Raw genomic sequence first — 13,094 nt, 5'->3', positions numbered from 1 at the left:
ATTCCGACACATCGAAGCGCTGCCGGAGGAGGAACTTAGCGGCGAGGTTGCAGTTCGGCCCGGGGACCTGAAGTCCTGAGGCCTAAGTGAGCAGCAGAAAGACCATGCCCGTACGATCATCCGGCATTAAACTGGCTCCGTCGGACACCTGCCTGAGTTCCGCCGCCGCGTTGCTCCTGTTGTTTTCTATCAGTCTCGCCCAAAGCTGGGCAGCGCTTGCCGGGGACACGGACACCGCGCTCATCAACTGGGCAAGAGCGAAGACCCTTCTTGTCGAGCAACTCGACCGGGAGCCGCGATCGGTAGATCCCCAGTTCAATGAGCCGACCCTGATCAGTCGCGCCGTGACACCGGTCGTTGCGCCATCAGCCGACGAGCGCGCGCGGAATGCGGCGACTAGCGACTTATACGTGCAGATATATGGGCGGCCGTCGCTTAAGAGCTTCCTCTGGACGGGTGTCGAATCCGGCAATCCCTTGACCCGCGACGAAAGCTACCGCTGGGATTCCCTCGACGACCAAGGCCTCTTTGACCACGAGCGGCGGCGTGTCCTAGCTGCCCGTCTGCTTTATCTCGGGATCCTGAACGTCAGGCTTGGCCTCTCGAACCACTTGATTGATCCGGAGCGGGACGAGACCTGGCTGGCGCATGACGGGCTGATCGACGACCTCGACCGCGCCGGCCTGCGGGTCAGCCTCGACCTGCACCATTTCGGCATCGAGGATCGGTTCCGGGTCGCCGGACCGGACGGTCGCACCAAGGGCCGGGCCAGCTACTACCTCAATCAGGACTGGCCAGCCTATTTCGCCGCCTTCTCGCGGGCGGCGATCAATCGCTATGGCCCAAGGATCAAGGCAGTGACCTTGATCAACGAGCCGGAGACGACCATCGGCTTCAACAGCGAGATGTGGAACGGGGCATTTCCGCGTTGGCAAAGCCCGTTGCACACCACCTACTACATCGAGCGTGCCGTGCAGGTCGCCAAGGCCGCCGTGCTGGCGCGGCTTGCCATAGAGGAGGAACTGGCGCCAAGCAAACGGCGCATGCTTTACATCCACCCCGAGGCAGCGGTCTTCAAGCCAGGATGGGATGAGTTCAACCGGCACATACGCTTTTTCGGCAGCGACCTGATTCTTGGAGAGGACTGGCTGCTCGAAGCGGATTTCGAAAAGCTGGAGCTAATGACGCCCGCCGAGCACCTCGCGAAATGGAACGCGACCGCGCCCTCGTCGCGCACATCCCTGGATTGGGCCATCAAGCATTATCTCGACGGCAGCCCGGCGACCGGCCGGCCGCTGCCGGACAGCCTGCAGCGGGTCCTGCATATGCTGAAGGAAGTCCAGGACCTGCATCGAAAACTAAACAGGGAGTTCAAGGTAACGATGAAGAGGGACACCGTTTTCGGGGTCGACTATTACGCTCACAACGAGGACTTCGACACGAAAGGAAAACACCTCAGTGCCGAGCCCCAGAATTATGCCGGCGAGGTCAGTTCAGGCGCGCGCGCGGGCCTCGAGGCGGTGATCACCGACTACTACAATCGCTACCACCTGCCTATGATGGTCACCGAAACCGGAACGCCCTATTTCAACTATGGCGCGCGCTGGCACCAGGAGATGCTGCTAGAATGCGCTGCGGCTGCATCGGCTGGCGTCCCGTTGCTTGCTTACTCCATCTACCCGCTGCTCGATAGCTGGGGGTGGGAAACAGCCCTGTCGGTGTCCAGGCCGCAAACCCTCCTCAACCCCTCCGGCATTTTCACGCTGGCTCTTGAACCACGACCGTTTGCCGGGCGTCTCCTGAGATCGCTGAAGGCTGGTTTTCAACCCTGAGCGCAGCCCGGTGAGCCCCCGAACGCACGCGCTATAATCTCATGGTGGCGCGCGGACAATGCCGGGAGGGCGCCCGCATCCCTGGCAACGCCTCTCTCGGGGTTGGCTGTTCCGCGACGGGCGACGATGGTGAACCCGGTTCAACCCGTTCCTCGGCGATCAGCCTGGCGCCGCAACGCCTCGCCGGTATCCACCCGGCGTGCCAGTGCCCTGCCGAGGTGCTCGCCCTCCTGCTTGGCGCCCTGTGAAAGGTCCGGCAATGGCTGGCCGTTCTCGTCGAGGAACAGCGCCACGTCGCCAAGCGCGAAGATGTCGGAACGGCCGATTACCTGCAGGTCGGATGCAACCTTCACCCGGCCGCCGCGGTCGAGCCCGAAACCAAGCCGGGCCGCCAGCGGCGAAGCGGCCACTCCGCGGCCCAGAGCGTCAAGGCCACCGGGATGACCTTGCCGCCTACCGTGATCTTCTGTGCTTCGACCGCCTCGACGCGATTGCCGAGGGGCGACCTCGACGCAGAGCCTTTCCAGGCGCAGAATCCGCCAGCTGCAGACGGTCGCCGGCATCGGCGAGTATGATGCTTGTCTTCTCCGGCCGGATGTTACGGAAGTCGCGCGCCAGGGTGTGCCGGCTGAGTTCTGCGATCGAGCCCGCGAGTTCCACGCCGGTCGGGCCGCCTCCGATGATGGCGATCGTCATTAGCCGGGATTGCTCGACTGGATAGGTTATCCATTCCGCAAGCTCGAACGACAGCAGCAATCGCGACCGGATCGTGCCGGCATCCTCGATGGTCTTCAAGCCCGGACAACCTGAGCCCAGCTGTCCTGGCCGACATAAAACGGCTGCGAACCGGTTGCCGGGACCAGTATGTATAGGGAACCGTGGTTCCATCGGCCAGCACAAGCATCCCGCCCTCGGTGCCGATCTCAGCGACATCGCCGAAGAGGAACTGAACCGAGGGACAGCGGCCCAGTATCTTGCGGATTGGCTCGGCGATGTCAGGCGCCGACAGGGCGGCGGTTGCAACCTGATAGAGCAAGGGCTGGAACAGGTGGTGATTGTGGCGGTCGATGATCGTCACCCCCGATCTCCGCCTTCCGAGCGCCTTGGCAACCTTCAGACCGGCAAAGCCACTGCCGACCACGACGATGCGCGAATTCAAGATTCGCCCATGCCTGCTCTTGGCGAGTTGCATGCTTGATGCTCCTGTCCGGTTCGAAAGTCATAGGCTGTCAGGTATGGCTCGCAGCGATCTGAAGTCAGGGCTCGCTCCGGCGGGATCGGTCCAGGCGAGGCATCCGGCAATAATTGGCGTCGTGCTGACGACTAGGGCGCCGCGCACGTAAAGGATCACCAACCCGCGCCACGAGACGCGGTCGACCGCCCAGACGGTGCCGCTGCCGTCGACCCATTTCAGACGGGCGTCGGCGACTTGAATGGCCCGCATCATCGTCGCTGGTTCCATGCCGCCCCGAAAGACGATGACCGAATTGGCGGCACCGTTGAAGAGCGGGCCGGCGCCCGCTGCCAATCCTGCAAGCAAGACGATGCTGGTAAGCGCTGCCGACGCGCCGCGTGCCGGTCCGCCGCGGTTGGGCAGCACCACCACCATAAGAAGGGGCACAATGCCGAAGATGACGAGCCACGCCATATCCCAGGCGAGCGGCATGTCGCTGTTCATCTTGATCCGATGCAGCCCTAGCAGCCAATGGAACAAAACGGCATCAAAAATATGCCAGACGCCGAACCCGACCAAGGCAACCCGCAGGATCTCAGTCGTGGTCCCAGGCCGCGCGCCGGCCGCCCTCGCGGCCACAAGCAGCACTGCGCCGGCCACCGCGAGCACATACATGAAAAGGTGAAAGAGGCCGTCGGCCATGATCTGGAAGCGCAGGTTGGAGCCCGCCGGGTCGGCGAGGCCCGAGAGAAGATGATGCCATTGCAGGATCTGATGCAGGACGATGCCGTCGAGAAACCCACCGAGCGCGAAGCCGAGCAGCAGCCACCCTGCTCGGATTCTCCGATCGAACGTCTCGGCAATCGCATCCATGTCAGGACCACTGCCTCCAGGCCGGGGTGGGCCGTCGCGTAGGCGTGGACTGGTCTAGCGTGGGGTCGTGGAGGCCGTGACGCGCCTCGATCGAGAAGGCGGATATCAGCCCACCAACCACCGTCGTCAGAACCATTGCCGCAGCAATTATCGCCAGCATGAATGCTGATCCTCCTCCGCAGGGTGATGCTGCGCTGAGCCAAACCATGGCTTCCGTTGAATGTTCCAGACGCAGGTCTGTGGGGGGAACATTCAACTGCCAGCACGGTTCGGTGCTGGTTGACGGACGGCCCAAGCGGAGACGGTCATGAGTGAACATATCGCAACAGATCTGGGCAGTCGCGACGACCACAGGCCAAGCGGCATTACCCGGTGGCTGTTCTCGACCAACCACAAGGACATCGGTACACTCTATCTGATCTTCGCTTTCCTCGCGGGCGTCATCGGTATGCTTTTGTCGGTGAGCATGCGAATTGAGCTGCAGCAACCCGGGATCCAGTTTTTCCCCGGACTGGCGTCGATGATCTACGGCTATCAAGGCGACGAGGCCATCGATGCGGGCAAGCAACTCTATAACGTCTTCACGACGGCCCACGCGCTGATCATGATCTTCTACACCGTAATGCCCGCCCTGATCGGCGGCTTCGCCAACTGGATGGTTCCGATCATGATCGGCGCCCCCGACATGGCGTTCCCACGTATGAACAACGTTTCGTTCTGGCTGCTGCCACCGGCATTCATGCTGCTTTTGTTGTCAATCTTCGTGCCCAGCGTGCCGGGCGGCTATGGCTCCGGGACCGGCTGGTTTCTCTACCCGCCACTGTCGACCTCCGGCCATCCCGGTCCCGCGGTCGATCTGGTTATCTTGTCGCTGCACATTGCGGGTGCCTCCTCTATACTGGGGGCTATCAATTTTATTACGACCATCTTCAACATGCGCGCGCCGGGGATGACGCTGCACAAGATGCCCCTGTTTGTGTGGTCGATCCTCATCACCGGCTTTCTGCTGCTGCTAGCTCTGCCGGTGTTGGCCGGCGCCATCACCATGCTCCTGACCGACCGCAATTTCGGAACCACGTTCTTCGCGCCGGACGGCGGAGGCGACCCGCTGCTTTACCAGCATCTCTTCTGGTTCTTCGGCCATCCGGAAGTGTACATCATGATCCTGCCCGCCTTCGGCATCGTAAGTCAGGTGATCTCGACTTTCTCGCGAAGGCCGATCTTCGGGTATCTCGGGATGGTATACGCAATCGTGGCGATCGGGGCGATCGGCTTCGTCGTCTGGGCACACCACATGTACACAAGCGGAATAGGCCTCGACACTCAGCGCTACTTCACCTTCGCGACAATGGTGATCGCAGTGCCGACCGGGATAAAAGTGTTCTCCTGGATCGCGACTATGTGGGGCGGTTCAGTCAGCCTGCGGACGCCGATGCTCTGGGCGCTCGGCTTCATATTCCTCTTTACTGTTGGCGGGGTGACGGGCGTCCAACTCGCAAATGCCGGCCTCGACCGTGAATTGCACGACACATATTTTGTCGTCGCGCATTTCCACTACATACTTTCACTCGGAGCGATCTTCGGCATATTCGCGGGCTGGTATTACTGGTTCCCGAAAATGACGGGCTATCTGTACAACCCGCTTCTGGCTGGAATCCATTTCTGGACGACCTTCGTCGGTGTCAACCTCGTCTTCTTCCCCCATCACTTCCTTGGCCTGGCGGGCATGCCGCGTCGCTATATCGACTATCCCGACGCATTCGCCGGCTGGAACATGATTTCATCGTACGGATCATATTTGTCGGCCGCGAGTGTCGTGGTTTTCCTCTTCGGCATCTTGGAGGCTTTCTCCCGGCGAAGGGCGGCCGGCATGAACCCATGGGGAGCAGGAGCCACCACATTGGAGTGGGAGTTGACCTCTCCACCCCCTTTCCATCAATGGGACAAGCTCCCGAGAATCGAATGATGGCGGCTGCCGCGCGCGACAGGTGACGGGACGGTGCTGAGTTGGAAGGCGCGCCGCGCAGGCCGTGATCTTGAAGGGAGAACCTCCGCCTATCGGAAGCTGATCACGAGCACGGCGAAACAGCTGACGAGGGCTACCGCCCAGCAAAACAACCAGTTGGCGATCAGCAGAACCGATTTCAGCACGGTCGCGTGGCAGTAGTCTTCGATGATCGATTGCATGCCCAGCCGCATGTGGATGCAGTTGACCAAAATGAAGGCGATGAGGGCGGGTGCGACATAGATCGACCCGATGACGCGCACGACGACATCTCGAGGCTCTCCGATCAGCCTGATAACGACCGCGACGATGTAAATGACCAGGATCAACAGTGCAGCAGATGTCAGCCGTTCCAGTATGAACGCTTCGGTTCCATGTTTAGCCGATCCAAGGCCCCGCACTCGAGCCAGCGGAGTTCTGATTGAGCGCCTGTCAGCCATATTGCTTCCCGCAAATCACTTGGTGCGTTGCGCATCACCCGAGCTGTTGCTGTCCAACGCCCGATGGGTGCATAGGTTGCAAGCACGCTCTCAAGTCCAGCGAGGCGGGCTTTATAGGCTGTTAGCTGATACCCTGAACGCCATCAAATGTTCCTGCGACTGCCAGCTTTCCACAACTCGCTTTCAAGCAGCGAGATGCTGAGGCGGACCCGCATCGGTCTGCTTGACCAGCGGGGCCTTCACCGGTTCGACTCTGCGCGGCTGTAGTTCCGTTGCAACGGTGGCGCCAAACACAGGAATTTCAGCGAAACTTGGAACGGGGGAGGGGCATCGCCTGATGCGGACGGGCAAAACGAAACCGGGGTTTAGCCCGGAACAAATCATCGACGATCCGGTTCGGCAGGGTCCGACGATACTCATTCCAAATGTCGGTCATGTTGGCAGACGAAGGGAAGCTAAAGATGTCGAAATCTCTCGACTGCGCCGTTCCGAACAAAGGCAAGATGGAAACCGGCCCGAAAACATCTCCGCAACAGGATCCGGTGGAAGGCTCGCGCGAGACGATCGATCGCGAACTTGAGCGGACTGACGACGAAAACAATTCCGACGAAGCGGAACGCTTGCGCCGAGATCTGCGAAAAGAGGTGGCGGAAGAGACCGACTTGCCCGAAAGCGGCTCGGCCTGAGGATCGCCCGAACACATTGCGGGCTACCGTGCCCCGATGCTTCTGACGCACAGAACGGCCACTCGACGGTCATGATCACGGCCCAGCCTGTTCTATCAACGTAGGGTCGCCGAGACCAACCCCCTCTGGGACACGACCTGTCGCGGGTCCATGCCGCCACGGGCTCGGCAACTCTGTCAGGCTGCGCCGGCCTCCCGGCGGCGCTGCGAGCGGGCAAGGTCTCGGGCTACTGCAGCGCCTCGGGGAAAGCCGCTGCGATCGCTGTAGTCGCGCGGCTTGGTTCCGTTGCGTGAGTGGCGCCCGGTCACCCCTTTCGCACCGATGATGTCGAGCAGTGCAAGACCGGCGACCATGGCAAGCGCAAGGCCCACATTGTCGCGCTTTGGGTTGTCATCCCGATACGCCGTCAGCAATGTCGCGATGTCCAGGCCGTCGCCAGCCACCCGACTCCACAGCCCGGCATGCTTGTCCACCGAAAGCGAGAGTATGCCGCTGCTTATTTCTCGCGCCCCATAGGCGCGGATCAGCCCTTCCTTGCCGCTCATCCCGAGCGCGCCGGCCATCCGCTCGGCGCCAAGCAACTCGACGGCACCAAGCACGATGCTGAACCAGCCGAGCTTGCGGGCAAGGCCGTCGGAGGCGCCGACCACACTCGGCCCAGCCTTCAGGACTTTGGGATCGCCAGGCGATCGGGTGATGTTGGAAACTTTAGCAACCACGGTCATGACGATTTCCTACGGTTTCAGTACAACCTTGATGCAGCTGTCCTGCTTGTCGCGAAACACCTTGTACATTTCGGGTCCCTGCTCAAGCCCGACGGTATGGGTGATGACGAAGGACGGGTCGATCTGGCCATCTTCGATGCGGCGTAACAGATCCTCGGTCCAACGGTTGACATGGGTCTGTCCCATGCGGAACGTGAGCCCCTTGTTCATTGCCGGTCCCATCGGGAGCTTGTCGACCAGCCCGCTGTAGACGCCGGGGATCGAGATCACGCCGGCCGGCCGGCAGACATAAATCATCTCACGCAGAACGTGCGGTCGATCATTTTCCATCAGCATCAACTGCTTTGCGCGATCGTAGAGGGTATCGGGCTGGGCCAGCGAGACGTGGCTTTCCATGCCGACGCAATCGATGCACTTCTCAGGACCCATCCCACCGGTGAGTTCCTGCAGCCGTTCAACGACACTTTCCTCGGCAAAATTGATGGCTATGGCACCGCCTGCCGCGGCCATCGACAGCCGTTCCGGCAGGCAATCGATCGCCACCACCTGTTTCGCGCCGAGCAGCAGGGCGCTGCGTATCGCCATCTGCCCAACTGGGCCGCAGCCCCACACCGCAACGGTATCGGTGGGCTCTATTTCGCACTGAGCCGCGGCTTGCCATCCTGTGGGAAAGATGTCGCCGAGGAAGAGGACCTGCTCGTCGGTAAGGCTGTCAGGCACCTTCACGTGCGTGGCGTCGGCGAACGGCACCCGCATGTACTCCGCCTGTCCCCCGGGATAGCCGCCGGTCAGATGAGTGTATCCAAACAGACCCGCGGTGGTGTGCCCGAACACCTTGTCACCGAGATTCTTCTTACGGTTCGTGCGTTCGCAAACCGAAAAGTTCTGTCGCTTGCACTGGTCGCACTCGCCGCAGATTATGGTGAACGGCACGACGATCCGGTCGCCTTTCTTCAGAGCGCCGTTGACTCCCTTCCCGACCTCCACGACCTCCCCCATCATCTCGTGGCCCATGATGTCGCCGGGCAGCATGGCCGGCACAAAATTATGGTAGAGGTGAAGGTCGGAGCCGCAAATCGCACAACTCGTCACCCTGATGATGGCGTCACGCTCATCCACAATTTCCGGATCGGAAACCTGATCGCAGCGTATGTCTTCCTTGCCGTGCCAGACCAACGCCCGCATAGCTTGCTCCTCTGCCCGCAAGATCTAGGGGTGGGACCTCGCGCCTGTCGTAAGCGGGCCGATGCTTCTTTGGATCGACTGTGTCCGCTGCCTGTCGAACCGCAACGGCGGACCGATGTTCCGGTGCGTGGAGAGAATTTTGGAGCCATTCCAGAGACGATCAGTAACGAGCGCGGTGTCGCGTCCAAGTCGCCACAGCGGGAGCGCTTGGCTGCACACCTACTCAAGCTGTTCATGAACGGCTTAGCTGGGGAGTATGAATTGCTGGACGCCGAGAGAAACAGGGCTCGACATCAGGGCACGACTGTTCCGAAGATCTTTGACGGCGACATTGGGATCAGCGGAGCTGATTTGGCATGAGCCGCATCCATCGCGGTGACTGCTTGGCAATCCAGGGCGTGAACTTTCTTGAAACTACCGTGACACTCAAGACGCGCTTGAGCGTGAGGCAGGCAAGCAGATATTCGTGGACCAGCACCCTGATCAGCGAGCTTTTTGTGTGTTTCCTAGGGTTGAAATTGTCTGATCCTGACAGGCACGCCCTCATCGTGCCGGCTTCTGGCAATGCACCCAAAAATTTGCTCATAGCATCTTGGATGCGCCGCCAGTCTTGTCCGCCAGACAGACCAGCGCGTGGCCAGGTATTCGCGCGTGCAACCGCCTTCTGCGAAGATGGTAACGGGATGCGAGGGGGCGGCCGGCGCTTGCGCTTGAAGTCCTTAAGCGACGGCTCAGTGGAACATCCCGGTCTTCGAGTGGTTGGGCGCAGCGGTTAAGGAGACGAATGAATATGATCTCTGATGTGGACACCCCCGACCTGCAAGAGAAACTGCCGAAGCAACAGCAGCGTGCTCCGGGCCAGACGAACGCAATGTCCCCGCGGCCCGATCACGGGGAGCACAGTTACGAGGGGAGTGGCAAGCTTGAAGGCAAAACGGCTATTATCACGGGTGGGGACTCCGGGATCGGTCGCGCAGTGGCCATTGCTTTTGCCAGGGAGGGTGCCGATATTGTCTTGTCTTACCTGAATGAACACGACGACGCGCGCGAGACGGCCGACTGGGTGGAGAAAGCGGGCAGGCGTGCCGTTCTTGTTGCCGGCGACGTCGGGGACGAAAGGCATTGCGTAGACATAGTCGAGGCGGCCATGCGTCAGTTGGGGCAAGTCGACATCCTGGTCAACAACGCTGCTCACCAAGCCACGCTTGACGATATTGCGGAGCTCTCTGCGGAAGAGCTGGATCAGACGTTCAGGACGAACATTTACAGCCAGTTCTTTTTGTCAAAAGCAGCATTGCGGCACATGGGCAATGGTGCCAGCATCATCAACACCGCGTCAATCCAGGCAGCCGATCCGTCCCCACAGCTCCTGGCCTACGCCGCCACCAAGGGCGCTATCGTGAATCTGACCAAGGGACTGTCTAAAATGGTCGCCAAGCGCGGCGTCCGTGTCAACGCCGTCGCCCCCGGCCCCGTCTGGACTCCCCTGATCCCTTCAACGATGCCACCGGAAAAGGTCGCCGAGTTCGGTCGCAACACGCCCATCGGACGCCCCGCCCATCCGGCCGAGTTGGCGGCCACCTACGTTCTGCTTGCCACGGCAGGCGCAAGCTATATCACCGGAGCTGTCATTGCGGTCACCGGTGGCCGCCTGATGTAGTCGGTGCAGCCGTCGCCAGCCCCGCCACCAGATGCTGAGTCAGGGGCGGCTCCCAGCGTGGACTCGGCAAAGAACAATCACGCTTGGCGATGGCGACGATGATCATCAAGAAGGCGAGCATGTGATCATACCCATCATGTCGTCACCAAAGTTTTTGGTGATGATGATCCTGCCGCCTATGCTAATTGCCGGGTATTCATACTGAGGTAAGAGATCTCACGTTTGGAACGTCAGCAGCCTTCCGTCTCCCATGGGCGACAGCGGCGCCGCCATTCAAGGACTCTCCGCCACAAATATGCTGAGCGGATCAGCTCACTATGTCGGTTGGCCAATTGCGCACCATGAGCCATATCCTTCCGGAACAAGTTGGATTAGCCGAAGTTCCACCCACAGGCGCCATACTCATGCTCCCCGCCCGTGGCGCACCGGCCCGCTGCTTTCCCCTCGTGGCAGCGGGCCATTTCATTGCTTGACAAGCTTTGTCGACAAAGCCAGTTTTTTACGCTGAGGGACAACGCGGGGGAGAGTTACCGTGAAGAAGGCCGATGAAAAGGCAGAACTGCAGAAGCGCGAACGCCTGGGTAGCATCGCTGCCCAGGTAGCCGTATCCGGCCTGAGCAACGTGTGATGTGAGAAGCCAGCGCTGATCAAGTGCGAGCGACTTTCGTCTGTACTGCCGGGTCGGGCATGTCGTTGCCACCGCCCGCCTGATATCTGCTGAAGATCACGCCAGATTCTCCGCAGCCTCACGCCCGCGCCGCCGCCGTCCCCCTTGGTGGCCGACGGGTTCGGAACACACCACCACCGTTGCGACGGTATTGTTCAGAGACTTGCTGGCGAAGGTCACCATCGCGACTAACTGCAAGCTGGACTGTTGGTGGACTAATTTAGCTATGGAACATTTACCGGACACGAGTGTTCGGGATCGGGCCGTCCACTCCAGCGGCCTTCCCAAGTGACCCTTGCCCGCTGGCTCGGCCGGCGGGCTTTTTCCGTCGAGCCTCGCATGTACAATCAGAACTGGCCGGCATGCTATTTTTCGCCCAGAAGGAGTTTCGCCTCGCGAACGAGCGAATTCCACTCTCTGCCCAGCAACAGGACAAGCTCTGTCGCTTGCGCCTCGCTATCCCGGTCTCTCGGATAAGCCTTTCGATGAGGCTGTCCTGCGGCGGCTTCTTACCTGTCATCGTCGCGTCCCGTTTCGGCGCTTCAGGGATTAACATATGATAATCGTGCCCCTTAAGCGATTGAAATTTTTCGGCGCCGGAGCGGGACAACATCCTTGCGTTTGAACTCTTCTCGCTAGAACTCTGTGCGGAGTGCATTGGAAGCAACCATGGCCGGTAAGTACCTGGACCATCTCCTGGAATGCCCATACTGCGGCACGATCCGCCTGCAGATTCCTGGAGACGCTCAACCTTCAACGCCGATCAACTGCGCCGAGTGCGGCCAGTATCTTGGCACATGGGACGAAATTCAGTCGGATTTCGAACGCCAAGGCGGGAACAGCGGGGCGTTCCACATCGAAAAGGGCCGGATCCAGAAGCTGGACTAAACTTAGCGCGGGTAAATCTCGGCCCACCAGCAGCGCCTTATGTCCTCAACAGTCCGGCACTGTAGAATCGAAGTTGTATGTCTTTTGTAATTGAAAGACAGATTTCAACGGACGTGTAGAAATGACGTTGCGCGTTGCCTTCAAGGGAGCTGTGATGGATGATGTTGTCGTGATGCAGAACGGCAAGGCTCTGCCTTGCATTGAAGTGTTCGAGGCCTGCGGAGAATGGTTCGTCCGCGTGCTTGAGAAAGACCGGGAACTCACCCGGTCATTTATACTGGAATCTTTTGCGCTGTCCTATGCGGAAGGCCAGCGGATACGCTTAAGGCTGGATAGGGTCGTTCGGATTTAGGCACTACCCAGCCGTAGGGGGCGGTAACAAAACCCCGACAGGCCTGACAGGCCACTCCATATGAGGGGTCCAGAAGCCAGGGCTGATCGAATGCGGGCGACCGTCGTCCGTGACTGGCTATTGGCTCGCACCAGTGGGCGTTTGCTTTTCTAATGCGAGATCAGGCTTTGCCGGCCTTGATCCTCGTCAGGTGCGCTCTTGCTTCGCCGACACGCCGCTGGGCGCCTCTTATTGTGTCGCAGAGGGCGAGATCGATGCCCACGCCATAGCGCTTGTCCGTTATCCGCTCGAGGCGTTTCAGGTCGGATTCAGTTTGGCTCACGCTCAGCCTGGCCTTAGCTAGCTCCAGTTCGAAATGTCCATCCATTGTGTCGCGTCCCTGGGAGCCCCCTTCCATTAGGAAATACTCATTCTCCGCTTTGGTTCCGGCCAGCTCGCGACTTGAAAACACTGCGCCGTAGACACACGCGCCAGCAGCCTCAGCCGGAACAATCGGAACTAACATTTGTTATAAAACATGGAAAGGCCAGTCCCCCCGAACCGACCCCGGACAGCGTTTTGCTGGCCGCTGCACGGCTGCAAGCCGCTCTCCAAAAGCGATCCAGCG

General features: G+C 60.3%; 14 protein-coding genes. 7 read left to right on the top strand and 7 right to left on the bottom strand.

What is annotated here, in order from left to right:
- The first annotated feature begins 104 nt into the window (after window positions 1-104).
- Entirely contained in the window at window positions 105-1,832 is a 1,728-nt protein-coding gene (locus FJ954_RS24120; RefSeq protein ID WP_140663642.1) for a hypothetical protein, read from the top strand.
- 140 nt (window positions 1,833-1,972) lie between these two features.
- Here FJ954_RS24120 and FJ954_RS31700 read toward each other — a convergent pair whose 3' ends face one another.
- Both FJ954_RS31700 and FJ954_RS32125 read right to left on the bottom strand, forming a co-directional pair.
- Window positions 1,973-2,242, bottom strand: a complete 270-nt coding sequence (locus FJ954_RS31700; RefSeq protein ID WP_051041272.1) for a hypothetical protein — start codon at window positions 2,240-2,242, stop codon at window positions 1,973-1,975.
- A 43-nt stretch (window positions 2,243-2,285) separates the two neighbouring features.
- Window positions 2,286-2,627: a hypothetical protein gene (locus tag FJ954_RS32125; RefSeq protein ID WP_246681137.1), complete on the bottom strand. Its 342-nt coding sequence runs from the start codon at window positions 2,625-2,627 to the stop codon at window positions 2,286-2,288.
- Between FJ954_RS32125 and FJ954_RS32120 the strand changes: the two genes are divergently transcribed.
- A complete protein-coding gene (locus FJ954_RS32120) occupies window positions 2,617-3,030 on the top strand; it encodes a hypothetical protein (RefSeq protein WP_245262972.1) in 414 nt (137 codons plus the stop codon). The genes FJ954_RS32125 and FJ954_RS32120 overlap by 11 nt on opposite strands.
- A gap of 21 nt (window positions 3,031-3,051) precedes the next feature.
- Here FJ954_RS32120 and FJ954_RS24110 read toward each other — a convergent pair whose 3' ends face one another.
- Window positions 3,052-3,879 (bottom strand): DUF2243 domain-containing protein, encoded by an 828-nt coding sequence (locus FJ954_RS24110; protein WP_140663640.1) that lies wholly within the window; start codon window positions 3,877-3,879, stop codon window positions 3,052-3,054.
- Between the two features lie 307 nt (window positions 3,880-4,186).
- Between FJ954_RS24110 and ctaD the strand changes: the two genes are divergently transcribed.
- A complete protein-coding gene (gene ctaD / locus FJ954_RS24105) occupies window positions 4,187-5,845 on the top strand; it encodes a cytochrome c oxidase subunit I (RefSeq protein WP_140663638.1) in 1,659 nt (552 codons plus the stop codon).
- A gap of 89 nt (window positions 5,846-5,934) precedes the next feature.
- Here the strand turns inward: ctaD and sdhD are convergent, their stop codons facing one another.
- Complete coding sequence (gene sdhD / locus FJ954_RS24100) at window positions 5,935-6,324, bottom strand: succinate dehydrogenase, hydrophobic membrane anchor protein (RefSeq protein ID WP_015316581.1); 390 nt, start codon at window positions 6,322-6,324, stop codon at window positions 5,935-5,937.
- Between the two features lie 425 nt (window positions 6,325-6,749).
- On the opposite strand from sdhD, the gene FJ954_RS24095 reads away from it, so the two are divergent.
- Window positions 6,750-7,010 carry a hypothetical protein gene (locus tag FJ954_RS24095; RefSeq protein ID WP_140663637.1) on the top strand — a complete coding sequence of 87 codons (261 nt, stop codon included), beginning with the start codon at window positions 6,750-6,752 and terminating at the stop codon, window positions 7,008-7,010.
- Window positions 7,011-7,186: 176 nt separating this feature from the next.
- On the opposite strand, the gene FJ954_RS24090 is transcribed toward FJ954_RS24095, so the two are convergent.
- Both FJ954_RS24090 and FJ954_RS24085 read right to left on the bottom strand, forming a co-directional pair.
- Window positions 7,187-7,735 (bottom strand): hypothetical protein, encoded by a 549-nt coding sequence (locus FJ954_RS24090; protein WP_140663635.1) that lies wholly within the window; start codon window positions 7,733-7,735, stop codon window positions 7,187-7,189.
- 9 nt (window positions 7,736-7,744) lie between these two features.
- Entirely contained in the window at window positions 7,745-8,920 is a 1,176-nt protein-coding gene (locus FJ954_RS24085; RefSeq protein ID WP_140663633.1) for a zinc-dependent alcohol dehydrogenase, read from the bottom strand.
- A 790-nt stretch (window positions 8,921-9,710) separates the two neighbouring features.
- On the opposite strand from FJ954_RS24085, the gene FJ954_RS24075 reads away from it, so the two are divergent.
- From FJ954_RS24075 to FJ954_RS24065, 3 genes are all read left to right on the top strand, one after another.
- Window positions 9,711-10,580 carry an SDR family oxidoreductase gene (locus tag FJ954_RS24075; RefSeq protein ID WP_140663998.1) on the top strand — a complete coding sequence of 290 codons (870 nt, stop codon included), beginning with the start codon at window positions 9,711-9,713 and terminating at the stop codon, window positions 10,578-10,580.
- Window positions 10,581-11,916: 1,336 nt separating this feature from the next.
- Window positions 11,917-12,135 (top strand): hypothetical protein, encoded by a 219-nt coding sequence (locus FJ954_RS24070; protein ID WP_140663629.1) that lies wholly within the window; start codon window positions 11,917-11,919, stop codon window positions 12,133-12,135.
- A gap of 121 nt (window positions 12,136-12,256) precedes the next feature.
- Window positions 12,257-12,487, top strand: a complete 231-nt coding sequence (locus tag FJ954_RS24065; RefSeq protein ID WP_246681136.1) for a hypothetical protein — start codon at window positions 12,257-12,259, stop codon at window positions 12,485-12,487.
- A gap of 160 nt (window positions 12,488-12,647) precedes the next feature.
- Here FJ954_RS24065 and FJ954_RS24060 read toward each other — a convergent pair whose 3' ends face one another.
- Entirely contained in the window at window positions 12,648-12,854 is a 207-nt protein-coding gene (locus FJ954_RS24060) for a hypothetical protein (protein ID WP_246681135.1), read from the bottom strand.
- Window positions 12,855-13,094: the final 240 nt, after the last annotated feature.

It is taken from the genome of Mesorhizobium sp. B2-3-15, from assembly GCF_006442875.1.
Taxonomy (GTDB): domain Bacteria; phylum Pseudomonadota; class Alphaproteobacteria; order Rhizobiales; family Rhizobiaceae; genus Mesorhizobium; species Mesorhizobium australicum.
Note: the sequence above shows the minus strand (reverse complement) of the source record. Positions and strands in the feature narration are given on the sequence as shown.